We start from the raw sequence: 24,461 nt of genomic DNA on the forward strand, positions 1-24,461 counted from the left end.
CCCTGTCGTCAGCGCCGGAACAGATCGAGGATGCCGCGCTTCTCGTCCTCGGTGGGTGCCTGCGGCGCCTTTTCTTCCAGGCCCAGGCTGCTTACGCCGGCGCCCTGCGCAAACTCGTCGAAGGCCCACAGGCCGCCGATGTTGGTCACGCCCGGCGGCACCGGGTTCTCGACCACCGGCTCACCCTTGATGGCGGTGGCCATGAACTCGGTCCAGATCGGCAGCGCCAGGCCGCCGCCGGTTTCGCGGTCGCCCAGCTTGCGCGGCTGGTCGTAGCCCACCCACACCACGCCCACCAGCGAAGGCTGCCAGCCGGCGAACCAGGCATCCAGCGAGTCGTTGGTGGTGCCGGTCTTGCCGAACAGGTCAGGCCGCTTCAGCGTGCGTGCGGCCAGGTTGCCGGTGCCCGAGCGCACCACTTCCTGCAGCAGCGTGCTCATCACGAAGGCATTGCGGGCGCTGATCACGCGGGCCGATTCATCGGGCGGTGCCAGCTTGCGTTCCATCAGCGTGCGGCCGCGGGCGTCGGTGATGAGCGAGATCAGCACCGGGTTCACTCGGTAGCCGCCGTTGGCGAACACGCTGTAGGCGCTGGCCATCTCCATGGGCGTCACCGAGCCGGCGCCCAGCGCCATCGTCAGGTAGGCGGGGTGCTTCTCGGCCTCGAAGCCGAAGCGGGTGAGCCAGTCTTGCGCATAGGGCGCGCCGATGGACTGCAGCACGCGGATGGACACCATGTTCTTGGACTTGGCCAGCGCCGTGTGCAGCGGCATCGGGCCATCGAACTTGCCGTCGTAGTTCTTCGGCTCCCAAGGCTGGCTGCCGGTGCTGCCGGCATTGAAGAACAGTGGTGCGTCGTTCACCACGGTAGCGGGCGTGAAGCCTTTTTCCAGCGCGGCGGAGTAGATGAAAGGCTTGAAGCTGGAGCCCGGCTGCCGCCACGCCTGGGTGACGTGGTTGAACTTGCTCTTGCGGTAGTCGAAGCCACCGACCAGCGCCTCGATGGCGCCGGTGGTGGGCGACATGGCCACCAGCGCGCCTTCCACCTCGGGCACCTGGGTGAGCGACCAGCCCTTGCCCACCTGCACCGCGCGCACCACGGCGCCACGGCGGATCTGCTTTTGCGGGCCGGCCTTGTCGCTCAGGCCCGAAGCCACCGGCTTCAGCCCGTCGCCGGTCACGGTGATGGACTCGCCCGACTGCAGCACCGCCACCACCTTGCGCGGCGAGGCTTCCAGCACCACGGCGGCCTTCAGGTCGTCGTTGTCCGGGTGGTCGGCCAGCGCCTCGGCGATCTGGGTGTCGATCTCGGCGGGGTCGGTGGGCAGCACCACGTAGGCCTCCGGGCCGCGGTAGACCTGCCGGCGCTCGTACTCGATCAGGCCGCTGCGCAGGGCGCGGTAGCCGGCCATCTGGTCGCCGGCCTTGATGGTCAGGAAGACGTTGAGGCCACGGGTGTAGGCGTCGTTGCCGTACTGGTTGTAGACCAGCTGGCGGGCGGCCTCGGCCGCGAACTCGGCATGCACCGGCACCTCGGACGGTGCGCGGTAGCGCATCGGCTGCGCGGCGGCCTGCTTGGCCTGCTCGGCGGTGATGAAGCCGTTGTCGAGCATGCGCTCGATGATGTACTGCTGGCGCGTGGTGGCCCGCTTGGGGTTGACGATGGGGTTGTAGGCCGACGGCGCCTTGGGCAGGCCGGCCAGCATCGCGGCTTCGGCCACCGTCACCTCGCGCAGCGGCTTGCCGAAGTAGATCTCGCTGGCCGCGGCAAAGCCGTAGGCGCGCTGGCCCAGGTAGATCTGGTTCATGTACAGCTCCAGGATCTGGTCCTTGCTGAGCTGCCGCTCGATCTTCAGCGCCAGCAGGATCTCGTAGATCTTGCGGGTGAAGGTCTTCTCGGTGGACAGGTAGAAGTTGCGCGCCACCTGCATGGTGATGGTGGAAGCGCCCTGGCTCTTGGCCTCGTTGAACTGCGCCAGGCCCGCACGCAACACGCCCAGGTAGTCGACGCCACCGTGCTGGTAGAAGCGCGCGTCTTCGATCGACAGCACCGCGTCCTTCATCACCTTGGGCATCTCGCCGATCGGCACGAAGTTGCGGCGCTCTTCGCCGTACTCGCCCAGCAGCACGTTGTCGCTGGAATAGATGCGCATCGGCAGCTTGGGCCGGTAGTCGGTCAGGCCGCTGATCTCGGGCAGGTTGGGGTAGGCCACCGCCAGCGCGATGGCCAGCAGCACGGCGATGGCGATGCCGCCGGCCGCCACGATGCCGAACAGCCAGGCCGCGATGCTGCCGAGCGAAGACGCCCAGCTGGCGCCGGCCGGGGCCGGGGAAGGGGAGGAACGGGGAGCGCGAGGCGCTGGCGGCGGCGTCTTGCCGTCGGTCTTGGGCATGAAGGATTCCGAGGGCGGGAACGCCCGAATTATAGAAAGTCGGGGTGGGGCGGCCGGTGTCGTCCGGTGAGGCTTGGGCGCCCTTTGTAAAGACCCATGGTCCTGGGGTTTACGAGGGGCCTTGACCGTGTCCTGTTACCAACGGAGCTGGGTCCGTTTTACGGCGCTTTTCCGATCTTGCACAAAGGCTTTACTGCTAGCATTGAAGTAACTTCTTAACAATCGCTGAAGTGTGCGGTGCGCAAGCGCGGCACGTGGGAGAACCCCGGTGAGCTTTCTGGACGCGCTGCTGGGCCGCAAGCACCCGCCAACGATCGGCCTCGACATCAGTTCGTCCAGCGTCAAGTTGGTGGAGCTCGGCCTCAACAAGGCCGGCGACTATGTGCTTGAACGTTTTGCGTCCGAGCCCTTTGAAAAGGGCTGGATCACCGACGGCCAGATCGAGAAATTCGACGAAGTGGCCGACGCCGTGCGCCGCGTGGTGGCCAAGAGCGGCAGCCGCACCAAGCAGGTGGTGATGGCCATGCCGCAGTCGGCCGTGATCACCAAGAAGATCATGCTGCCGGCCGGCCTGCGCGAGGAAGAACTCGAGCTGCAGGTCGAGTCCGAGGCCAACCAGTACATCCCGTTCTCGCTGGACGAGGTCAGCCTCGACTTCTGCGTGATCGGCCCCAGCCCCACCTCGATGGGCGACGTGGAGGTGCTGATCGCCGCTTCCCGCAAGGACCGGGTGCAGGACCGCCAGGGCCTGGCCGAGGCGGCGGGCCTGAAGCCGGTGGTGCTGGACATCGAATCGCATGCCTCGCGGCTGGCGATGAGCCGTGTCATCCATGCGCTGCCCAACGAGGGCAAGGACGCACTGGTGGCGCTGTTCGAGATCGGCGCCGACGTCACCAGCCTCAAGGTGCTGCGCGACGAAGAGATGCTCTACGACCGCGACCAGGCCTTCGGCGGCTCGCAGCTGACACAGCTGATCTCTCGCCAGTACGGTTTCTCGTTCGAGGAGGCGGAGCAGAAGAAGCTCTCGGGCGACCTGCCCGAGGACTATGAGTCCACCATCCTCAACACCTTCGTCGACAGCCTGTCGCAGGAGATCGGCCGGGCGCTGCAGTACTTCTTCACCAGCACGCCGCACCACAAGGTGCATTACGTGATGCTGGCCGGCGGCACGGCCACGCTGCCGGGCCTGAAGGAGCGGGTGACCGACCTCACCGGCTTTGCGTCGATGGTGGTCAACCCGTTCGACCAGATGAAGCTCGGGTCCGCGGTGCGCGAGGCCAAGGTGCGTCGCGAGGCGCCGTCGTACCTCACGGCCTGCGGGCTGGCGATGCGGAGATTCACGCAGTGATCCTGATCAACCTGCTTCCTCACCGGGAAGCGCGGCGCAAGCGCCGCAAGGCGGCCTTCTTCGCCGGCCTGGGCGCGGCCGCGATGGGCGGCCTGCTGCTGGTGGTGCTGTGGTACCTGGGCCTGCAGCACCTGAAGGCGGTGCAGGACGGCCGCAACGCACAGCTGCAGCGCGAGATCTCCTTGCTGGAGGGCCAGATCAAGGACATCGCCAACCTGCGTGGCGAGATCGAGAGCCTGAAGGCCCGCCAGAAGGCGGTGGAAGACCTGCAGACCGACCGCAACGTGCCGGTGCACCTGCTCAACGAGCTGACGCGGCAGACGCCGGAAGGCGTCTACCTCACCTCCATCAAGCAGACCGATGGCGTGGTGGCGGTGACCGGCATCGCGCAGACCAACGAGCGGGTGTCCGAGCTGCTGCGCAACGCGCTCTACAACTCCGAGTGGCTGGAGCGGCCCGAGCTGGTCGAGATCAAGGCCGCCACCGTGCGCGCCGACAACCGCGAGCAGCGCCGGCTGTTCGACTTCTCGATGCGCGTGTCCATCAAGCGGCCGGCGGCGCCGGCGGGCGCGGCCAGCGCGGCTTCGGCGCCGCGTGCGGCTTCGTGAGGGAGCGGCCATGGCAACTTCTTCCAAGCGCATGAGCTTCGACATCAACGAGTCCTTCGAACGGGCGGCGGCGCAGTTCCGCGGCCTGGACATGAAGGAGCCTGGCCAGTGGCCACTGCTGCCGCGCCTGGCCGCCTGGGCCCTGGTGGCGCTGGTGGTGGTGGCGCTGGGCTGGGTGCTGCTTCTGTCCGAGCAGTCTGACCTGCTGCAGGCCGAGCGCGACCGCGAGCCGGCGCTCAAGGCCGACTACCGCGCCAAGCTGGGCCAGGCCATCAACCTCAGCGAGCTGCGCAAGCAGAAGCTGCAGGTCGAGGAATACGTGGTGCAGCTGGAAAAGCAGCTGCCCGGCAAGGCCGAGATGGACGCGCTGCTGTCCGACATCAACCAGGCGGGCCTCGGCCGCGGCCTGCAGTTCGAGCTGTTCCGCCCCGGCCAGGTGGTGGTCAAGGACTACTACGCCGAGCTGCCGATCGCCATCCGCGTCAGCGGCCGGTACCACGACATGGGCGCCTTCGCGGCCGACGTGGCCAACCTGTCGCGCATCGTCACGCTGCACGACCTGGCCATCAGCACGCCGCAGCGCGAGGCCAACGGCACGCTGGCGATGGAAGCCACCGCGCGCACCTACCGTTACCTGGACCCGGCCGAGATCGAAGAGCAGCGCAAGGCACGCGCCGCCGCCAAGGCCGCCGCAGGAGCCAAGCGATGAGCCGCCGCCACCCGGCCCCGCTGCTGCCCGTGATCGCCCTGCTCGCGTTGACCGGCTGCGGCGCCGACGACACCGAGCTGAGTGCCTGGATGCAGCAGCAGAAGAACGAGGTGCGCCCCAGCGTGCAGCCGCTGCAGGCGCCCAAGCGCTTCAACCCGCAGGCCTACACCGGCGCTGACGGCGTGGAGCCCTTCAGCAGCCAGAAGCTGACCGTGGCGCTGAAGCAGGAGGCGCGGCAACCGAGCAGCCTGTTGGCCGCCGAGCTGAACCGCCGCAAGGAACCGCTGGAAGCCTTTCCGCTGGACAGCATGACGATGGTGGGCAGCGTCAGCCGCCAGGGCGCGCCGTACGCGCTGCTGCGGGTGGACAACCTGCTCTACCAGGTCAAGGCGGGCGACTACCTCGGCCAGAACTACGGCCGCATCACCCGCATCACCGAGACCGAGGTGGCGCTGCGCGAGATCGTGCAGGACGCCGCCGGCGAATGGATTGAACGCAGCACCAGCCTGCAACTGCAGGAGGGCAAGCGATGAAGAACGAGCAGGAGAAGCGCACTATGACCCGTTGGAAAGCCTGGGGCACGGCCCTCGTGCTGGCCGTGGGCGTCCCCGTCGCCGCGTGGGCGCAGGGGGTGATCCAGTCGATCACCAGCACCCAGCAGGCCGGCAGCGAAGTGGTGCGCATCGAGATGAGCGAGCCGCTGGCCGCGGTGCCCGCGGGCTTCGTGGTGCAGGCGCCGCCGCGCATCGCCATCGACCTGCCCGGCGTCGGCAGCGCGCTGCCGCGCTCGGTGGTGGAGCTGAACCAGGGCAACCTGCGCTCGGTCAACGTGGCGCGTGGCGGTGACCGCACGCGCCTGGTGCTCAACCTCAAGCAGGCTGCCACCTACCGCGCGCAGCTGGAAGGCAAGGCGCTGCTGATCGTGGTGGACAGCGGCGGCCCGGCCGAGGTGGCCCAGGCGGCACCGGCAACCCAGGGCGCCACCGCGGCCCCCGCCGCTCAGCAGGCGGCGGCGCCGGTGCACTTCGCGCCCAGCCAGAACGCCGATCCGCTGTCGCTGCGCGACATCGACTTCCGCCGCGGCCAGGACGGCGCCGGCCGCGTCGTGGTGGAGCTGCCCAACAGCCAGGTGGGCGTGGACATCCGCCAGCAGGGCCAGCAGCTGATCGTGGAGTTCCTGCGCTCGACGCTGCCCGACCGGCTGCGCCGCCGCCTGGACGTGGCCGACTTCGGCACGCCGGTGGGCGCCATCAGCACCGTGCAGTCGGGCGACCGCGTGCGCATGACCATCGAGCCGCGCGGCGCCTGGGAGCACAGCGCCTACCAGAGCGACAACCAGTTCGTGGTGGAAGTGCGGCCGATGGTGATCGACCCCAACAAGCTGGTGCAGGGCCCCGGCTACTCGGGCGAGAAGCTGTCGCTCAACTTCCAGAACATCGAGGTGCGGGCGCTGCTGCAGGTCATCGCCGACTTCACCAACTTCAACGTGGTGACCAGCGACACCGTGACCGGCACCGTCACGCTGCGGCTGAAGGACGTGCCCTGGGACCAGGCGCTGGACATCATCATGCAGGCCAAGGGCCTGGGCCTGCGCAAGAACGGCAACGTGCTGTGGATCGCGCCCAAGGATGAGCTGTCGGCCAAGGAGCAGGTGGAGCTGGAGGCGCGCAAGAAGATCGCCGACCTGGAGCCGGTGCGCACGCAGTCGTTCCAGCTCAACTACACCAAGGCCGAGGAAGTGGCCAAGGGCCTGACCGGCCAGAACACCAACACCCAGGGCGGTGGCGCGGGCGGCAATGCGGTCAACACCCGCATCTTGTCGCCGCGCGGCAGCGTGATCTTCGAGACCCGCACGAACCAGCTCTTCGTCTCCGACATCCCGAGCAAGCTGGAAGAGGTGCAGGCCATCATCGCCAAGATCGACATCCCGGTGCGCCAGGTGCTCATCGAGGCCCGCATCGTGGAGGCCGACGACACCTTCGGCCGTGCGCTGGGCGTCAAGCTGGGCGGCTCCGACCTGCGCGGTGTGCAGGGTGGCGTTCCGGGCTGGAGCGTGGGCGGCGGCAATTACGTGACCGTGGGCGGCGGCTACAACGCCGTCAACGGCCAGACCGGCCAGAGCCCGAGCACCGACGTCAACGCGCTCAACACCGACACCGGCCGCTACAACAACCAGTTCATCAACCTGCCGGCCAACGTCACCAACCTGGGCGGGTCGCAGGCGGCCACCTTCGCGCTGTCGCTGTTCAGCGCCTCGGCCAACCGGTTCCTGAACCTGGAGCTGTCGGCCCTGGAAGCCGACGGCAAGGGCAAGATCGTCTCCAGCCCGCGGGTGGTGACGGCCGACCAGATCAAGGCCGTGATCGAGCAGGGTGAAGAGATCCCGTACCAGGTGGCCACCTCCAGCGGCGCCACCTCCATCCAGTTCAAGAAGGCGAGCCTGAAGCTGGAAGTGATCCCGCAGATCACGCCCGAAGGCAACGTCATCCTGACGGTGGACGTGGCCAAGGACAGCCGCGGCGCGGCCACCACGGCCGGGCCGGCCATCAACACCAAGCACGTGAACACGCAGGTGCTGGTGGAGAACGGCGGCACCGTGGTGCTGGGCGGCATCTTCACCCAGGAAGAGCGCAACGACGTCAACAAGGTGCCGTTGCTGGGCGACATCCCGGTGGTGGGCAACCTGTTCAAGAACACCGTGCGGTCGAGCAACAAGACCGAACTGCTGGTGTTCATCACGCCCAAGGTGGTGACCGACCGCGTCACCGCGCGGTAAGGCCGCCTGGGCAAGCAAGCTGAGCGAGAAGGCAAGATGATCCGAACATTCAAGACGTGGCTGTCCGTCGCGGCACTGTCGCTGGTGGCAGCCTGCGGTGGGGGCGGGGGCAGCTCGGGCGATCCGGTGCTGGGTGGCGGTGGCAGCAGCAGCGGCGGCACCACCACGGCTTCCGACCTGGTGGTGGCGCTGTCGGCCGATTCGCTGGCCAACGACGGCACCTCCACGCTGAACGTCACCGTGACCGCGCTGGACGGCAACCGCAACGCACTGCCCGGTGTGGCGGTCGCCCTGTCGGCCGATGCCAATGCGGTGGTCACGCTGACCACCACCACCTCGTCCAGCGACGCAACGGCCAGCAAGTCTGTCACCAACAGCTCGGGCGTGATCACCGCCACCGTGGGCGCCGGCACCGACCGCGCCCTGCGTACCGTGACGCTGACTGCCAAGTCGGGCAGCGTGACCAAGACCGCCACGTTCGCGGTGGTGTCCAGCCCCAGCGCGGCCGCGCCGGCCACGATCGAGGTGCTGTCCTCTTCCACCACGCTGGGCACCGGCGGTGACGAAGTCACGCTGACAGCCTTCGTGAAGGATGCGAACAACAACGCAATGCCCTCGACGGCGATCTCCTTCACCACCTCCACCGGCACGCTGAGTTCGGTCAGCGCCACCACCAACACCTCCGGCTCTGCCAGTGCCAAGCTCACGGCCGGCCAGGACCGCAGCAACCGGACGGCCACCGTCACGGTGGCTTCGGGCGCGGTGCAAACCACCTACACGCTGCCGATCGTCGGCAGCCGCCTCACCTTCTCGGGCAACACCACGCTCACGCAGGGCAATGTGGCCGACCTGTCGGTGTCGGCCGTCGATTCCAAGGGCAACGCGCTGGCGGGTGTCCCGATCACCGTGTCCAGCTCGCTGGGCAATTCCTTCGGTTCCACCACGCTGACCACCGACAGCAACGGCCAGGCGACGGTGCGCTACACCGCCACCAACGCCGGCAACGACACGGTGCGGTTCACCGGCGCCGGCACCTCGGTGGCGCCGGTGATGGTGATCAGCAGTGAAGACTTCGTGTTCCTTGCGCCCACCGCGCTGCCACGCGTCGGCGCCGTCTATCCGCTGGAGGTGCGCTATCGCCGCGGCGGTGTGGCCCAGGCCAACGTGGCGGTGCGCTTCGCGGCCACGGTGGGCACGCTCAGCGCCAGCCAGACGGTGACCGACAGCTCCGGCATCGCCCGGGTGAACCTCACCTCCAATTTCGCAGCGCCTTCCACCGTCAGCGCCACCGCGCTGGATGGCAGCGGCAATACGCTGGCCCTGGCCACCACCACGGCCACCTTCGTGGCCACCACGCCGCGCGACCTGGTGCTGCAGGTCTCGCCCTCTGCGCTGGCGCCCAATACGGCCGGTGGCACCGACAGTCAGACTACTGTCGTGGCGCGCGTCACCGACGCCTCGGGCAACCCGGTGTCCGGTGTGACGGTGAACTTCAGCCAGGAGCTCGATCCGAGTGGCGGCCGCCTGAGCCAGGCGTCGTCCACCACCGACGGCAACGGCGAGGCCACCAACAAGTACATCGCGGGCGCAGCCACCACCGCCAACAACGGCGTGCGCCTGCGCGCCACGGTGGCCACCAACAGCGCGGTGACCAACACCGTGTCGCTGACGGTCAACCAGTCGGCGCTGTTCATTGTGCTGGGCACCGGCAACACCATCACCAATGCCGACGTCGACACCTACCAGAAGACCTGGACCGCCTACGTGACCGATGCCAACGGCATCCGCGTCAGCGGCGTGACGCTGACGGCCAAGGCCATTCCCACCCAGTACGGCAAGGGCGTGATGGGCTATGACGAGACCGCCCAGCGCTGGCGCTATGTCACCACCAGCGTCAACAGTTCGGGCACGACGGTCAGCACCTACAGCGACGTGATCCCGCTGCTGTGCCCGAACGAGGACGGCAACGAGAACGGTCGGCTGGACGAGACCGATACCAATGGCGATGGCCAGCTGACCCCGGGCAACGTGGTGGCGCTTACCAGCCCGACGGTGGTCACCGATGGCGAAGGCAAGGCGACGATCACCCTGCGTTATGCGGAGATGTATGCTCCCTGGATCGTGTTGAAGCTCACCGCCACCGGCATCGTGTCCGGCACCGAATCGTCCAGCTACCGGGTGTTCCCGCTCGACCGCCTGGCGGACGACTTTTCCGACAAGGCGATCACCCCCGCCGGTGCGGTCAGCCCCTTCGGCTCCACCTTGAGCTGCACCAGCCCCAACTGACCGTGCTCGTTTCCCTCGTCGGCATGCCCGGCGGTGGCAAGTCCACCGTCGGCCGCCAGCTCGCCCGGCAGCTCGCCGTGCCGTTCGTCGACACCGACCATGTGATCGAAGAACGCATCGGCGGCTCCATCCGCGACTACTTCGCCCAGCACGGCGAGGTGGCGTTCCGCGACCTGGAGGCGCAGGTGATCGACGAGCTGACGCACGACGGCACCGGTGTGCTGGCCACCGGTGGCGGCGCGGTGCTGCGCGAAGCCAACCGCCATGCGCTGCATGATCGCAGCACCGTGGTGTACCTGCGCTCTTCGGCCGAAGAGGTGTATCGGCGTCTGCGGCACGACACGCAGCGGCCTTTGCTGCAGGTGCCCGATCCGCTGCGCAAGCTGCGCGACTTGCACCGTGAGCGCGATCCGCTCTACCGGCGCACGGCCCACTTCGTCATCGAGACGGGGCGCCCCTCGGTGCCCGCGCTGGTGGGCATGGTGCTGATGCAGCTGGAGCTGGCGGGCCTGGTCGACGCCTCGGTCGTCCCTTCCCCCGTCGACCGCGTGCTCCGCTGAAGTCTTCAGGGCACGCCCGTAAACTCGGGCGCATGACCTCCGCTTCCGCCGCCCCGATCGCCGCCGCTCCCGTCGTCACCGTCCCCATTGCGCTGGGCGACCGCAGCTACGACATCCGCATCGGCGACGGCCTGCTGGACGATCCGGCCTCGTGGCAAGGCCTGCCGCGCGCCGCGGTGGCGGCCATCGTCACCAACACCACCGTGGCGCCGCTGTATGCGCAGCGGCTGGCCGCGGCGCTGGCGCCGCACTACGGCCGCGTGCTGCAGATCGAGCTGCCCGACGGCGAGGCCCACAAGGACTGGCAGACGCTGGACCAGATCTTCAGCGCGCTGTTGGCCGCCAGCGCCGACCGCAAGACCGTGCTGTTTGCGCTGGGCGGCGGCGTGGTGGGCGACATGACCGGCTTTGCCGCCGCGAGCTACATGCGCGGCATACCTTTCGTGCAGGTGCCCACCACGCTGCTGGCGCAGGTGGATTCGTCGGTGGGGGGCAAGACGGCCATCAACCACCCGCTGGGCAAGAACATGATCGGCGCCTTCTACCAGCCGCTGCGCGTGCTGTGCGACCTGGCGGTGCTGGACACGCTGCCCGAGCGCGAGCTGAGTGCTGGCCTGGCCGAGATCATCAAGTACGGCCCGATCGCCGACGCCGACTTCCTGGGCTGGATCGAGGACCACCTCGATGCGCTGCTGGCGCGCGACCGCGCCGCCATGGCCCATGCGGTGCGGCGCTCCTGCGAGATCAAGGCCTGGGTGGTGGGCCAGGACGAGCGCGAGGGCGGCCTGCGCGCCATCCTCAACTTCGGCCACACCTTCGGCCATGCCATCGAGGCCGGCCTGGGCTATGGCGAATGGCTGCACGGTGAAGGCGTGGGCTGCGGCATGGTGATGGCCAGCGACCTGTCGGTGCGGCTGGGGCTGATGCCGCCGGCTTTCCTGGACCGCATGCAGCGCCTGGTCGAACGTGCGCGGTTGCCGGTGCGTGGCCCGGCACTGGGCGCCGAGCGCTACCTGGAGCTGATGCGGGTGGACAAGAAGGCCGAGGGCGGCGAGATCCGTTTCGTGCTGATCGAGCAGCTGGGCCGCGCGGTGATGCGCGCCGCGCCGGACGCCCTGGTGCGCGAGACGCTGGCCGCCCACGCCGGCTGACGCAGCGCCCCTGCCGATGCTTGCGCCCTACGCCTGCGACCCCGCCCGCTCGCGTGGGCGCCGGGTGCCCGAGCCCGATGCGCCCACGCGCAGCGTTTTCCAGCGCGACCGCGACCGCATCGTGCACAGCACCGCCTTCCGGCGGCTGGTCTACAAGACGCAGGTCTTCCTCAACCATGAAGGCGACCTGTTCCGCACCCGGCTCACCCATTCGCTGGAGGTGGCGCAGCTGGGGCGGTCCATCGCCCGCTCGCTGGGCCTGAACGAAGACCTGGTCGAGGCCATTGCCCTGGCGCATGACCTGGGCCACACGCCCTTCGGCCATGCCGGCCAGGATGCGCTGCACGACTGCATGCGTGCGCACGGCGGCTTCGAGCACAACCTGCAAAGCTTGCGGGTGGTCGACCAGCTGGAGCTGCGCTATCCGCAGTTCGACGGCCTGAACCTGTGCTTCGAGACGCGCGAAGGCATCCTCAAGCACTGCGCCCGGCGCGATGCGCTGCGCCTGGAAGCGCTGGAGCCCGGCGGCGTGGCGCGCCGCTTCCTCGATGGCACGCAGCCCAGCCTGGAAGCGCAGCTGTGCAACCTGGCCGACGAGATCGCCTACAACGCGCACGACATCGACGACGGCGTGCGCTCGGGCCTGCTGACGCTGGAGCAGCTGGACGAGGTGCCGCTGTTCGCGCGCTACCGCGATGCGGCGCTGGCCGAGCATCCATCGCTGGCGGGGCAGGGCCGGCGGCTGCTGTTCGAGGCCATCCGCCGCATGCTGTCCGACCAGGTGTACGACGTGATTGGCACCACCGGCGCAGCGCTGCAGGCCGCCGCCCCGGCCACTGCCGACGAAGCCCGGCAGGCACGGCCGCTGGTGGCCTTCAGCCCGGCGATGCGCGCCGCCAGCACCGAGCTCAAGCGCTTTCTCACCCGGGCGCTGTACCGCCACCCGCAGGTGATGGACACCACCGACCGTGCCCGCCGCGTGGTGCGTGAGCTGTTCGACGCCTACCTGGCCGCGCCGCAGGAGATGCCGGCCGACTTCGCCGAGGCGCCCGACCGCCACCGCGCAGTGGCCGACTACATCGCCGGCATGACCGACCGCTTCGCGCTGCGCGAGCACACGCGCCTGGGCGGCCAGCCCTTGTTCAACGCCTGAGCGGCGCAGCGCCGCACCCCGTCGGAACACCCCGCGCAAAAAAGGGGGACGGGTTCCTTAGAATCGGGGCATGGCCCGCCTCGCCCGGCTCTCCCTGGGGGGAGAACTTCACCTGATCCTGCAGCGCGGCAACAACGCGCAGCCGGTGTTCCAGGACGATGCCGACCGTGCCAGCTACCTCGAGAAGCTGGCCGTGTCGGCGCCGGCCTGCGGCCTGGTCGTGCACGCTTATGCGCTGCTGCCCAACCAGGTGCACCTGCTGGCCACGCCGGCTGCGGCCGACAGCCTGAGCCAGTGCATGCAGACGCTGGGCCGCAGCTACGTGGCCAGCTTCAACCGCCGCCATGGGCGCACCGGCACGCTGTGGGAAGGGCGTTTCCGCGCCACGGTGGTGGAAGCAGAACGCCACTTTCTGGAGGCGCTGGTCTACGTGGACACCGCCGCCGAGCGCGCCGGCCTGGGCAGCGGCTGGCCCTGGGCGAGCACCGCGCACCATCTTGGTCAGCGCCACGACCCGGTGGTCACCGAGCATCGCGCCTTCTGGGCGCTGGGCAACACGCCCTTCGACCGTGAGGCGGCCTACCGCGCGCTGCTGGCCCGCGGTCTGTCGGCGGCGCAGGTCGAGCAACTGTCGCAGGCACAACACAAGGGCTGGGTGCTGGGCTCCGCCCCCTTCCTGGCCGCGATGGCCCAGCGCACCGAGCGCCCGCTGGCGCCGCGCCCGCGTGGGCGGCCGCGCAAGGCGGCGCCGGCGCATCCGCCGGCTACGGCCGACGACGCATCCGAACCCTGATTTCCCCGGGGAAACCGCGCATCAGCGCACCGACACGCGCGCCTTTGGCTTGGCACGCGCGATGCATCGTTCGCATGTCCGCGACGATTCATATCTGTCCCTATTTAAGCTAGTCGCGCAGGCGCTGCCAAATAAATTAGATCCTGACCCTAATTGTTTCGGTTGAAGCATCTGCTGCACTGCATTAAATTCACGGTCCTTTCTTCCCCTCTCACGTGGAGCGCGCCATGACGACGCCTGCCCAAAGCCCTGTGCCGAGCATGACCACCCCTGCAGACATCGACGCGCTCCGCCGCGAAGGCCTGTACGACCCCGCCAATGAACACGATGCCTGCGGCGTCGGCTTCGTCGCCCACATCCGCGGCGAGAAGGCGCACGCCATCGTCGAGCAGGGCCTGAAGATCCTGGAGAACCTGGACCACCGCGGCGCGGTGGGCGCCGACAAGCTGATGGGCGACGGCGCCGGCATCCTGATCCAGATCCCCGACGAGTTCTACCGCGCCGAAATGGCCGCCCAGGGCGTGGAACTGCCGCCTCCCGGCGAGTACGGCGTCGGCATGATCTTCATGCCCAAGGAACATGCCTCGCGCCTGGCCTGCGAGCAGGAACTGGCCCGCGCGGTGAAGGCCGAGGGCCAGGTGCTGCTGGGCTGGCGCGACGTGCCGGTGGACCGCGACATGCCGATGTCGCCCGCGGTGCGCGCGACCGAGCCGGTGATCCGCCAGATCTTCATCGGCCGCGGCCCCGACGTCATCGTGCCCGACGCGCTGGAGCGCAAGCTCTATGTGATTCGCAAGACGGCTTCCAGCGCCATCCAGGCGCTCAAGCTCAAGCACAGCCGTGAGTACTACGTGCCCAGCATGAGCTGCCGCACGGTCATCTACAAGGGCCTGCTGCTGGCCGACCAGGTGGGCAAGTACTACCTCGACCTGCAGGACCCGCGCGTGGTGTCGGCCCTGGCCCTGGTGCACCAGCGCTTTTCCACCAACACCTTCCCCGAGTGGCCGCTGGCCCACCCGTACCGGATGGTGGCCCACAACGGCGAGATCAACACCGTCAAGGGCAACTTCAACTGGATGCGTGCGCGTGAGGGCGTGATGAAGTCGCCGGTGCTGGGCGACGACCTGCCCAAGCTCTACCCGCTGAGCTTCGAAGGCCAGAGCGACACCGCCACCTTCGACAACGCGCTGGAACTGCTCACGATGAGCGGCTACCCGCTGGCCCATGCCGCGATGATGATGATCCCGGAAGCCTGGGAACAGCACACGCTGATGGACGAGCGCCGCCGCGCTTTCTACGAGTACCACGCCGCCATGCTGGAGCCCTGGGACGGCCCGGCCGCCGTGGTGTTCACCGACGGCAAGCAGATCGGCGCCACGCTGGACCGCAACGGCCTGCGCCCGGCCCGCTACATCGTCACCGACGACGACCTGGTGGTGATGGCTTCGGAATCGGGCGTGCTGCCCATCCCCGAGAACCGCATCGTCAAGAAGTGGCGCCTGCAGCCCGGCAAGATGTTCCTGATCGACTTCGAGCAGGGCCGCATCGTGGACGACGAGGAACTGAAGAACCAGTTCGCCCACGCCAAGCCCTACCGCCAGTGGATCGAGAACGTGCGCGTGCGCCTGGACGCGATCGACGCGCCCGACAGCGCCGGCCCGGGCGAGGCCAAGGAATCGCTGCTCGACCGCCAGCAGGCCTTCGGCTACACGCAGGAAGACATCAAGTTCCTGCTCAGCCCGATGGCGCAGGCCGGCGAAGAAGGCATCGGCTCGATGGGCAACGACTCGCCGCTGGCGGTGCTGTCCGATCGCAACAAGCCGCTGTACAACTACTTCCGGCAGATGTTCGCGCAGGTGACCAACCCGCCGATCGACCCCATCCGCGAAGCGATCGTGATGTCGCTCAACAGCTTCATCGGCCCCAAGCCGAACCTGCTGGACATCAATGCCGTCAACCCGCCGATGCGGCTGGAAGTGACGCAGCCCATCCTCGACTTCGCCGACATGGCCCGCCTGCGCAACATCGCGCAGCACACCAACGGCAAGTTCAAGAGCTATGAGCTGAACATCACCTACCCGCTGGCCTGGGGCAAGGAAGGCATCGAGGCGCAGCTGGCTTCGCTGTGCGCAGAAGCCGTGGACGCCATCAAGGGCGGCCACAACATCCTGATCATCACCGACCGCCACGTTGACCGTGCGCACGTCGCCATCCCGGCGCTGCTGGCGCTGTCGGCCATCCACCACCACCTGGTGCGTGAGGGTGTGCGCACCACCGCCGGCCTGGTGGTGGAAACCGGCTCGGCGCGCGAGGTGCATCACTTCGGCGTGCTGGCCGGCTACGGCGCCGAAGCCGTGCACCCCTACCTGGCGATGGAAACGCTGGCTGCGCTGCACAAGGAGCTGCCGGGCGACCTGTCGGCCGACAAGGCCATCTACAACTACGTCAAGGCGGTCGGCAAGGGCCTGTCGAAGATCATGTCCAAGATGGGCGTGTCGACGTACATGAGCTACTGCGGCGCCCAGCTGTTCGAGGCCATCGGCCTGGACAAGCCGATGGTGGAGAAGTACTTCCGCGGCACCGCCACGCAGGTGGGCGGCATCGGCGTGTTCGAGGTGGCCGAAGAAGCGCTGCGCATGCACCGCCAGGCCTTCGGCGACGACCCGCTGCTGGCCAGCATGCTGGACGCCGGCGGCGAGTACGCCTGGCGCGCCCGCGGCGAGGAGCACATGTGGACGCCGGACGCGATCGCCAAGCTGCAGCACGCCACCCGCGCCAACAAGTACGACACCTACAAGGAATACGCGCAGCTGATCAACGACCAGAGCCGCCGTCACATGACGCTGCGCGGCCTGTTCGAGTTCAAGGTCGACCCCACCAAGGCGATTCCGCTGGACCAGGTGGAACCGGCGGCCGAGATCGTCAAGCGCTTTGCCACCGGCGCGATGTCGCTGGGCTCCATCTCCACCGAGGCGCATGCCACGCTGGCCGTGGCCATGAACCGCATCGGCGGCAAGAGCAACACCGGTGAAGGCGGCGAAGACCCGGCGCGCTACCGCAACGAGCTCAAGGGCATCCCCATCGCCCAGGGCACCAAGGTGTCCGACGTCATCGGCGGCAAGGTCATCGAGGTCGACTACGAACTGAAGGCCGGCGACAGCCTGCGCAGCAAGATCAAGCAGGTGGCTTCGGGCCGCTTCGGCGTCAACACCGAGTACCTGGTGTCGGCCGACCAGATCCAGATCAAGATGGCCCAGGGCGCCAAACCCGGCGAGGGCGGCCAGCTGCCGGGCGGCAAGGTGACCGACTACATCGGCTTCCTGCGCTACTCGGTGCCGGGCGTGGGCCTCATCAGCCCGCCGCCGCACCACGACATCTATTCGATCGAGGACCTGGCGCAGCTGATCCACGACCTGAAGAACACCAACCCCAAGGCCAGCGTCAGCGTCAAGCTGGTGTCGGAAGTGGGCGTGGGCACCATCGCCACCGGCGTCACCAAGTGCAAGGCCGACCACGTGGTCATCGCCGGCCACGACGGCGGCACGGGCGCGTCGCCCTGGTCGTCCATCAAGCATGCCGGCTCGCCCTGGGAACTGGGCCTGGCCGACACGCAGCAGACCCTGGTGCTGAACCGCCTGCGCGGCCGTGTGCGGGTGCAGGCCGACGGCCAGATGAAGACCGGCCGCGACGTGGTCATCGGCGCGCTGCTGGGCGCAGATGAATTCGGCTTCGCCACCGCGCCGCTGGTGGTCGAAGGCTGCATCATGATGCGCAAGTGCCACCTGAACACCTGCCCGGTGGGCGTGGCCACGCAGGACCCGGTGCTGCGCAAGAAGTTCGCCGGCAAGCCCGAGCACGTCGTCAACTACTTCTTCTTCGTCGCGGAAGAAGCGCGCCAGATCATGGCGCAGCTGGGCATCCGCACCTTCGACGAGCTGATCGGCCGTTCCGATCTGCTGGACATGAAGAAGGGCATCGAGCACTGGAAGGCGCGTGGCCTGGACTTCAGCCGCGTGTTCCACCAGCCGGCCGTGCCGGCCGACGTGGCCCGCTACCACGTGGAAAGCCAGGACCACGGCCTGGACAAGGCGCTGGACCGCAAGCTGATCGAGAAGTGCCGCCCCGCCATCGAGCGTGGCGAGAAGGTGCAGCTGCTGGAAGCCGCGCGCAACCTCAACCGCAGCGTGGGCGCCATGCTGTCGGGCGAGCTGATCAAGCACCGCCCCGAGGGCCTGCCCGACCACACCATCTTCATCCAGATGGAAGGCACGGGCGGCCAGAGCTTCGGTGCCTTCCTGGCCACCGGCATCACGCTGTACCTGATCGGTGACGCCAACGACTACACCGGCAAGGGCCTGTCGGGTGGCCGCGTGGTGGTGCGCCCCAGCCTCGACTTCCGCGGCGATGCGGGCAAGAACATCATCGCCGGCAACACCGCGCTGTACGGCGCCACCAGCGGCGAGGCTTTCTTCCGCGGTGTGGCGGGTGAGCGCTTCGCGGTGCGGCTGTCGGGCGCCACCGCGGTGGTGGAAGGCACCGGCGACCACGGCTGCGAGTACATGACCGGCGGCACCGTGGCCGTGCTGGGCAAGACGGGCCGCAACTTCGCTGCCGGCATGAGCGGTGGGGTGGCCTACGTGTACGACGAGGACGGCCAGTTCGCCAAGCGCTGCAACACCGCGATGGTGTCGCTGGAGAAGGTGCTGCCGGCCGGTGAACAGCCGGGCGTCGACCAGCCCGCGGGCCTGCACCGCGGCCAGGCCGACGAGGTCACGCTGAAGAAGCTGATCGAGGACCACCACCGCTGGACCGGCAGCCTGCGCGCCCGCGAGATCCTGGACCACTGGGCCGATTCGCGCGCCAAGTTCGTGAAGGTGTTCCCGACCGAATACAAGCGCGCCCTCGGCGAGATGGCCAGCCGCGCCGCCTCTGCCGCGCCCGCGTCGGACGAGGCGCCGCAAGCCGCTGCCACCGCCGCCAAGGCCAAGGCGGCCGGCAAGCAAGGCAGCAAGACCGTTCCGGCCAAGTGAACTGACGACACGAAAGAAGAGCAATCGCCATGGGCAAAGTCACCGGCTTTCTGGAATACGGCCGCCTGGAAGAGGGCTATGCGCCCGTCGAGGCGCGGGTCAAGCACTACAAGGAGTTCGTGATCGGCCTGACCGCCGATCAGGCCCAGGTGCAGGGCGCACGCTGCATGGACTGCGGCACGCCGTTCTGCAACAGCGGCTGTCCGGTCAACAACATCATTCCGGACTTCAACGACCTGGTGTACCGCAACGACTGGCACAACGCCATCACGGTGCTGCACACCACGAACAACTTCCCTGAGTTCACCGGCCGCATCTGCCCCGCACCCTGCGAGGCCGCCTGCGTGCTGAACGTGAACGACGATGCGGTGGGCATCAAGTCCATCGAGCACGCCATCGCCGACCGCGCCTGGGCCGAGGGCTGGGTGCAGCCGCAGCCGCCCAAGGTGCTCACCGGCAAGAAGGTGGCCGTCGTCGGTTCGGGCCCGGCCGGCCTGGCGGCGGCCCAGCAGCTGGCGCGCGCCGGCCATGAGGTCACGGTGTTCGAGAAGAACGACCGGGCCGGCGGCCTGCTGCGCTACGGCATTCCCGACTTCAAGATGGAGAAGTCGCACATCGACCGCCGCGTCGAGCAGATGAAGGCCGAAGGCGTCAAGTTCCGCCTGGGCGTGCTGGTGGCCGGCGACAAGGGCATGGGCGATGCCTCCAAGGTCACCAACTGGGCCAAGCAAACCGTCTCGCCCGAACAGCTGAAGGCCGAGTTCGATGCGGTGCTGCTGACCGGCGGCGCCGAGCAGAGCCGCGACCTGCCGGTGCCCGGCCGCGACCTGGACGGCGTGCACTTCGCGATGGAGTTCCTGCCGCAGCAGAACAAGGTCAATGCCGGCGACAAGGTCAAGAACCAGCTGCGCGCCGACGGCAAGCACGTGATCGTGATCGGCGGTGGCGACACCGGCAGCGACTGCGTGGGCACCAGCAACCGCCATGGGGCGGCCAGCGTCACCCAGTTCGAGCTGCTGCCCCAGCCGCCCGAGCAGGAAGACCGCCCGCTGACCTGGCCGTACTGGCCGATCAAGCTGCGCACCAGCTCCAGCCACGAAGAGGGCTGCCAGCGCGAGTTCGCGATCGCCACCAAGGAATTCATCGGCGAGAAGGGCAAGGTCACCGGCCTGAAGACCGTGCGCCTGGAATGGCAGGGCGGCAAGATGACCGAGGTGCCGGGCAGCGAGCAGACGCTCAAGGCCGACCTGGTGCTGCTGGCCATGGGCTTCGTCAGCCCGGTGTCGCCGGTGCTGGACGCCTTCGGCATCGACAAGGACAACCGCGGTAATGCCCGCGCCAGCGTCGATGAGCGCGACGGCTACAAGACCAACGTCGAGAAGGTCTTCGCGGCCGGCGACATGCGCCGTGGCCAGTCGCTGGTGGTGTGGGCCATCCGCGAAGGCCGGCAGGCCGCGCGCGCGGTGGACCAGTTCCTGATGGGCAGCAGCACGCTGCCGCGCTGAGTTCAGCCGCCGCGCCCCCTGGGGGGCGCGAGCGCCGCGAGCTTGGGGGCCAAGGTCCTCGAGCCAGCCAGCCGCGGCACGTCGGGCGTGCCGCGGCTTCACACTGGGGAATTGCCGTGGCAATAGCGGGAATCCCTTGCGTGCGAGAATCTTTTCTCCCGCTTCCCCAGCACACCGAAGACGCGCCGCGGGCCACCGCAGGCGCGCTGCCTTCCCGATGCCCGACGCTTTCATCGAGATCGATCATGTGACGTTCGGCTATGACCCGAGCCGCAAGATCCTCAGCGACATCAGCCTGAGGTTCGAGCGGGGCCGCGTCACGGCCATCCTGGGCGGGTCGGGTTGCGGCAAGACGACCCTGCTGCGCCTGATCGGCGGCCTCGTCGGTGCCACCTCGGGCCGCGTGCTGTTCGACGGCCAGGTGGTCAATGCCCGCGACAAGGAGCAGCTGCTGCAGATGCGCCGTCGCATGGGCATGCTGTTCCAGTTCGGCGCGCTGTTCACCGACCTCAGCGTCTACGACAACGTCGCTTTCCCGCTGCGCGAGCACACCAACCTGTCCGAGCCGCTGATCCGCGACATCGTGCTGATGAAGCTGCATGCCGTCGGCCTGCGCGGTGCGGCCAAGCTCAAGATTTCCGAGGTGTCGGGCGGCATGGCGCGCCGCATCGCGCTGGCCCGCTCCATCGCGCTTGACCCTGCGCTGATCATGTACGACGAACCTTTTGCCGGCCTCGACCTGGTGTCGATGGGCGTCACCGCCAACCTCATCCGCAAGCTCAACGACGCCACCGGCGCCACCTCGCTGCTGGTCTCGCACGACGTGGCCAAGTGCATGGAGATCAGCGACTACGCCGTGCTCCTGGCGCCCGGCGGCCGCATCGTGGCCCAGGGCACGCCCGACGAGCTGATGAGTTCACGAGACCCCGAAGTGCGGCAGTTCGTGCGCGGTGAGCCCGACGGTCCCGTCAAGTTCCATTACCCGGCGCGCCCCATCGCCGAGGAGTACGGCGCGTGATCGACAGCATCGCCTGGCTGGGCGCCCAGACCCTGCGCCAACTGCGTGGCTTCGGCCATGCGTTCTTCTTCTTCCTCGACCTGCTGCTGTTCTCGCCGGCGGCGCTGCGCCGCTTCGGCCTGGTGGTCTCGCAGATCTACGCCATCGGCTACCGCTCGCTGGTCATCATCCTGGCCTCGGGCATGGCGGTGGGCTTTGTGCTGGCGCTGCAGATGTACTACGCGCTGACCACCTACGGCGCCACCGAGTCGCTGGGCCTGATCGTCAACCTGTCGCTGGTGCGTGAGCTGGGGCCGGTGGTCACCGCGCTGCTGTTCGCCGGCCGCGCCGGCACCTCGCTCACTGCCGAAATCGGCCTGATGAAGGCGGGCGAGCAGCTGTCGGCGATGGAAATGATGGCGGTGGACCCGCGCGCCCGCGTGCTGGCGCCGCGCTTCCTGGCCGGCGTGTTGTCCATGCCGCTGCTGGCGGCCCTGTTCTCGGCCATTGGCATCATGGGCGCCTACGTGGTGGGCGTGATATTGATCGGGCTGGACGCCGGCAACTTCTGGGGCCTGATGCAGGCCAGCGTGGACGTGTGGCGCGACGTCGGCAACGGCATCGTCAAGAGCTTCGCCTTCGGCATCATCTGCACCGCCGTGGCGCTGTACCAGGGCTACGAAACGCAGGCCACGCCCGAAGGCGTCGCCTTTGCCACCACCCGCACCGTCGTCATCGCCTCGCTGGCCGTGCTGGCCACCGACTTCGTGCTGACCGCGATGATGTTCTCCACGCCCTGATGCGGCGTCACCGGATCAAGTTTCACCATGAATAAGAAGCGCATTGAAATCCTTGTCGGCCTGTTCGTGCTGCTGGGGCTGGCGGGCCTGCTGTTCCTGGCCCTCAAGGCCGCCAACCTGGCCAGCTTCGGCCGCAGCCAGACCTACACCGTCACCGCCGCCTTCGACAACAGCGGCGGCTTGAAGCAGCGCGCTGCGGTGCGCAGCGCGGGCGTGGTGGTCGGCCGCGTCACCAGCATCAAGCTGGACAACAAGACCTACAAGGCCGTGGTCACGATGGAGCTGTTCGAGAACGTCCACTTCCCGGAAGACTCGTCGGCCAAGATCCTCACCTCGGGCCTGCTGGGCGACCAGTACGTGGGCATCGAGCCCGGCGGCAACGAGAAGACCCTCGTGGCCGGCAGCGTGATCAAGGAAACCCAATCCGCCGTGGTGCTGGAAGACCTCATCAGCCAGGTGCTCTTCAGCAAGGCCGCCGACAACGGCACCGCAGCGCCCCCCAGCCTCGACGGGAGTCTGAAATGAGTTTTGACCGCCACCTCCTCGCGCGCACGGCCGCCGCTGCGCTGCTGAGTCTGGCCGCGCCGCTGGCTGCGCTGGCCCAGTCGGCCGCCCCGGCCGCCGGTGCGGCGCCCAGCGGCACCCTGCCCGAAACCACCGCCGATGCCGACGCGCCCACCGCGCAGGTGAACGACCCGTTCGAGGGCTTCAACCGCGGCGTGTACAGCTTCAACGACGCGGTCGACCGCACCGTCGTCAAGCCGGTGGCCACCGGCTACCAGAAGGTGGTGCCCGAGATCGTGCGCGGCTGGGTGACCAACTTCTTCGGCAACCTCGACGACGCCTGGTCACTGGTGAACCTGGTGCTGCAGGGCAAGCCGCGGCAGGCCTATGACATGACGGTGCGGGTGACCACCAACACCGTGCTGGGCCTGGGCGGCTTCCTGGACATCGCCAGCGCCGCCGGCATCGAGCGCCACCAGGAAGACTTCGGCCAGACCCTGGGCTGGTGGGGCGTGCCTGCGGGGCCCTTCCTGATGCTGCCGCTGCTGGGCCCTTCGCAGGTGCGCGACGCCGCGGCGCTGCCGCTGGACATGACCTGGGACAACTCCTTCGTGGACCACGAAGCCACCAAGTGGCAGCTCACGGCCCTGAACGCCATCAACACCCGCGCCAATCTGCTGACGGCCTCGGGCCTGCTGGACACCGTGGCGCTGGACCGCTACAGCTTCCTGCGTGACGCCTATGTGCAGCGCCGGCAAAGCATGGTGTACGACGGTAACCCGCCGCAACCCAAGTGAACCGGCGCCTGGCGCCGCACGTTGATACAACCGGCAGCGCCTGCGCCCGAACTTGCGCCGGCGCGGCCGGTCTGACAGTCCATAAGCCCCGGGCCTGAACCTGGGGCAACGAGAAAGGTTCCGCTCCATGTATAAGCCGTTCATTGCCGCCATCGTCACCAGCGTGTCCATGGTGTCGGCCTTCGCGCAGCAGGCGCCCGACGCCTTCGTGAAGGATCTGGCCACCGACATCGTCGAGCAGGTCAAGACCGACAAGGCCATCCAGGCCGGCGACATCGGCAAGATCAATGCGCTGGTCGACACCCGCGTGATGCCGCACGTCAACTTCGAGCGTATGACCTCGCGCGCCGTGGGCGAGCAGCGCTGGAACGCCGCCAGTGCCGACCAGAAGACCAAGCTGCAGGCCGAGTTCAAGACCCTGCTGGTGCGCAGCTACGCCGGCGCGCTGCGCGAGGTGAAGCCCGCCACCACGGTGGCGCTCAAGCCCTTCCGCGGTGAAGCCACCGACAAGGAAGTGGAAGTGCAGACCGAAGTGCGCGGCATCGGCCAGCCGGTGGCGCTGAACTACCGCCTGGAAAACGCCGGCGGCAGCTGGAAGATCTACGACGTGAACGTGGGCGGCTTCTGGCTGGTGCCCAACTACACCAAGCAGTTCGCGCCCATCCTGCAGCAAGGCGGCGTGGATGGCCTGCTGAGCAAGCTGGCCGAGCTGAACAAGTCGGCCACCAAGAGCTGAGCACCGGCATGCTGCCCCTGCCTTCGCGCCTGACCTTTTCGGACGCCTGCAGCGTGCTGTCGCAGCTTGAATCCACGCTGCAGGGCAAGCCACCGGGCACGCTGCAGATCGATGGCTCGCCGCTGCAGTCGTTCGACTCCTCGGCGATCGCGGTGCTGCTGGAATGCCGCCGCGCCGCGCATGCCCAGGGCCATCAGTTCAGCGTCACCGGCCTGCCGGCGCCGCTGGTGGAACTGGCGGGCCTGTATGGCGTGGCGGAGTTGTTGGGGCTGGAAGAGGCGGTGGCTGCGGGCTGAGCAGCAGCCTTGCCGGGCC

19 protein-coding genes are annotated in these 24,461 nt (G+C 68.3%); 18 read left to right on the forward strand and 1 reads right to left on the reverse strand.

What is annotated here, in order from left to right; genetic code table 11:
* Positions 1-8 precede the first annotated feature (8 nt).
* Entirely contained in the window at positions 9-2,393 is a 2,385-nt protein-coding gene (locus tag MW290_RS16795) for a penicillin-binding protein 1A (protein ID WP_250198853.1), read from the reverse strand.
* Positions 2,394-2,661: 268 nt separating this feature from the next.
* Between MW290_RS16795 and MW290_RS16800 the strand changes: the two genes are divergently transcribed.
* The 18 genes from MW290_RS16800 (at position 2,662) to MW290_RS16885 (ending at position 24,442) form a co-directional block, all read left to right on the forward strand.
* A complete protein-coding gene (locus MW290_RS16800) occupies positions 2,662-3,741 on the forward strand; it encodes a pilus assembly protein PilM (RefSeq protein WP_250198854.1) in 1,080 nt (359 codons plus the stop codon).
* Complete coding sequence (locus MW290_RS16805) at positions 3,738-4,349, forward strand: PilN domain-containing protein (protein ID WP_250198855.1); 612 nt, start codon at positions 3,738-3,740, stop codon at positions 4,347-4,349. Before MW290_RS16800 ends, MW290_RS16805 begins: the two co-directional genes overlap by 4 nt.
* Positions 4,350-4,359: 10 nt before the next feature.
* Positions 4,360-5,058: a type IV pilus inner membrane component PilO gene (locus MW290_RS16810; protein ID WP_250198856.1), complete on the forward strand. Its 699-nt coding sequence runs from the start codon at positions 4,360-4,362 to the stop codon at positions 5,056-5,058.
* The gene (locus tag MW290_RS16815; RefSeq protein WP_250198857.1) at positions 5,055-5,591 is read left to right on the forward strand and encodes a pilus assembly protein PilP; all 537 of its coding nucleotides are present in this window, start codon (positions 5,055-5,057) and stop codon (positions 5,589-5,591) included. Before MW290_RS16810 ends, MW290_RS16815 begins: the two co-directional genes overlap by 4 nt.
* A 23-nt stretch (positions 5,592-5,614) precedes the next feature.
* Entirely contained in the window at positions 5,615-7,834 is a 2,220-nt protein-coding gene (locus MW290_RS16820; RefSeq protein ID WP_250198858.1) for a type IV pilus secretin PilQ, read from the forward strand.
* Between the two features lie 36 nt (positions 7,835-7,870).
* On the forward strand, positions 7,871-10,120 hold the full coding sequence (locus tag MW290_RS16825) for a beta strand repeat-containing protein (protein WP_250198859.1): 2,250 nt from the start codon (positions 7,871-7,873) through the stop codon (positions 10,118-10,120).
* A 2-nt stretch (positions 10,121-10,122) separates the two neighbouring features.
* On the forward strand, positions 10,123-10,680 hold the full coding sequence (locus MW290_RS16830; protein ID WP_250198860.1) for a shikimate kinase: 558 nt from the start codon (positions 10,123-10,125) through the stop codon (positions 10,678-10,680).
* A gap of 32 nt (positions 10,681-10,712) precedes the next feature.
* Positions 10,713-11,831 carry a 3-dehydroquinate synthase gene (gene aroB / locus MW290_RS16835; RefSeq protein WP_250198861.1) on the forward strand — a complete coding sequence of 373 codons (1,119 nt, stop codon included), beginning with the start codon at positions 10,713-10,715 and terminating at the stop codon, positions 11,829-11,831.
* A 16-nt stretch (positions 11,832-11,847) separates the two neighbouring features.
* The gene (locus MW290_RS16840; RefSeq protein WP_250198862.1) at positions 11,848-12,984 is read left to right on the forward strand and encodes a deoxyguanosinetriphosphate triphosphohydrolase; all 1,137 of its coding nucleotides are present in this window, start codon (positions 11,848-11,850) and stop codon (positions 12,982-12,984) included.
* Positions 12,985-13,054: 70 nt separating this feature from the next.
* A complete protein-coding gene (locus MW290_RS16845; RefSeq protein WP_250198863.1) occupies positions 13,055-13,777 on the forward strand; it encodes a transposase in 723 nt (240 codons plus the stop codon).
* Between the two features lie 260 nt (positions 13,778-14,037).
* A complete protein-coding gene (locus MW290_RS16850; RefSeq protein WP_250198864.1) occupies positions 14,038-18,807 on the forward strand; it encodes a glutamate synthase-related protein in 4,770 nt (1,589 codons plus the stop codon).
* 29 nt (positions 18,808-18,836) lie between these two features.
* Complete coding sequence (locus tag MW290_RS16855) at positions 18,837-20,312, forward strand: glutamate synthase subunit beta (RefSeq protein ID WP_250198865.1); 1,476 nt, start codon at positions 18,837-18,839, stop codon at positions 20,310-20,312.
* Positions 20,313-20,529: 217 nt separating this feature from the next.
* On the forward strand, positions 20,530-21,330 hold the full coding sequence (locus MW290_RS16860) for an ABC transporter ATP-binding protein (protein ID WP_250198866.1): 801 nt from the start codon (positions 20,530-20,532) through the stop codon (positions 21,328-21,330).
* Positions 21,327-22,109 carry a lipid asymmetry maintenance ABC transporter permease subunit MlaE gene (gene mlaE, locus MW290_RS16865; protein WP_250198867.1) on the forward strand — a complete coding sequence of 261 codons (783 nt, stop codon included), beginning with the start codon at positions 21,327-21,329 and terminating at the stop codon, positions 22,107-22,109. Before MW290_RS16860 ends, mlaE begins: the two co-directional genes overlap by 4 nt.
* Before the next feature lie 27 nt (positions 22,110-22,136).
* Positions 22,137-22,634, forward strand: a complete 498-nt coding sequence (gene mlaD / locus MW290_RS16870) for an outer membrane lipid asymmetry maintenance protein MlaD (protein WP_250198868.1) — start codon at positions 22,137-22,139, stop codon at positions 22,632-22,634.
* Positions 22,631-23,410, forward strand: coding sequence for an MlaA family lipoprotein (locus MW290_RS16875; RefSeq protein ID WP_250198869.1), 780 nt, complete (start codon positions 22,631-22,633; stop codon positions 23,408-23,410). The genes mlaD and MW290_RS16875 overlap by 4 nt, the downstream gene beginning before the upstream one ends.
* Before the next feature lie 127 nt (positions 23,411-23,537).
* Positions 23,538-24,146, forward strand: coding sequence for an MlaC/ttg2D family ABC transporter substrate-binding protein (locus MW290_RS16880; RefSeq protein WP_250198870.1), 609 nt, complete (start codon positions 23,538-23,540; stop codon positions 24,144-24,146).
* Between the two features lie 8 nt (positions 24,147-24,154).
* Positions 24,155-24,442, forward strand: coding sequence for an STAS domain-containing protein (locus MW290_RS16885; RefSeq protein ID WP_250198871.1), 288 nt, complete (start codon positions 24,155-24,157; stop codon positions 24,440-24,442).
* The last annotated feature ends 19 nt before the right edge of the window (positions 24,443-24,461 follow it).

The organism is Aquincola tertiaricarbonis, assembly GCF_023573145.1.
GTDB lineage: Bacteria > Pseudomonadota > Gammaproteobacteria > Burkholderiales > Burkholderiaceae_C > Aquincola > Aquincola tertiaricarbonis_B.

What these genes read in the sequence shown, in the direction of transcription:
- MW290_RS16795 (WP_250198853.1), bottom strand. Translation starts at nt 2,393, where the DNA reads ATGCCCAAGACCGACGGCAAGACGCCGCCGCCAGCGCCTCGCGCTCCC.
- MW290_RS16810 (WP_250198856.1), top strand. Translation starts at nt 4,360, where the DNA reads ATGGCAACTTCTTCCAAGCGCATGAGCTTCGACATCAACGAGTCCTTC.
- MW290_RS16815 (WP_250198857.1), top strand. Translation starts at nt 5,055, where the DNA reads ATGAGCCGCCGCCACCCGGCCCCGCTGCTGCCCGTGATCGCCCTGCTC.
- MW290_RS16820 (WP_250198858.1), top strand. Translation starts at nt 5,615, where the DNA reads ATGACCCGTTGGAAAGCCTGGGGCACGGCCCTCGTGCTGGCCGTGGGC.
- MW290_RS16825 (WP_250198859.1), top strand. Translation starts at nt 7,871, where the DNA reads ATGATCCGAACATTCAAGACGTGGCTGTCCGTCGCGGCACTGTCGCTG.
- aroB (WP_250198861.1), top strand. Translation starts at nt 10,713, where the DNA reads ATGACCTCCGCTTCCGCCGCCCCGATCGCCGCCGCTCCCGTCGTCACC.
- MW290_RS16840 (WP_250198862.1), top strand. Translation starts at nt 11,848, where the DNA reads ATGCTTGCGCCCTACGCCTGCGACCCCGCCCGCTCGCGTGGGCGCCGG.
- MW290_RS16845 (WP_250198863.1), top strand. Translation starts at nt 13,055, where the DNA reads ATGGCCCGCCTCGCCCGGCTCTCCCTGGGGGGAGAACTTCACCTGATC.
- MW290_RS16850 (WP_250198864.1), top strand. Translation starts at nt 14,038, where the DNA reads ATGACCACCCCTGCAGACATCGACGCGCTCCGCCGCGAAGGCCTGTAC.
- MW290_RS16855 (WP_250198865.1), top strand. Translation starts at nt 18,837, where the DNA reads ATGGGCAAAGTCACCGGCTTTCTGGAATACGGCCGCCTGGAAGAGGGC.
- MW290_RS16860 (WP_250198866.1), top strand. Translation starts at nt 20,530, where the DNA reads ATGCCCGACGCTTTCATCGAGATCGATCATGTGACGTTCGGCTATGAC.
- mlaD (WP_250198868.1), top strand. Translation starts at nt 22,137, where the DNA reads ATGAATAAGAAGCGCATTGAAATCCTTGTCGGCCTGTTCGTGCTGCTG.
- MW290_RS16875 (WP_250198869.1), top strand. Translation starts at nt 22,631, where the DNA reads ATGAGTTTTGACCGCCACCTCCTCGCGCGCACGGCCGCCGCTGCGCTG.
- MW290_RS16880 (WP_250198870.1), top strand. Translation starts at nt 23,538, where the DNA reads ATGTATAAGCCGTTCATTGCCGCCATCGTCACCAGCGTGTCCATGGTG.
- MW290_RS16885 (WP_250198871.1), top strand. Translation starts at nt 24,155, where the DNA reads ATGCTGCCCCTGCCTTCGCGCCTGACCTTTTCGGACGCCTGCAGCGTG.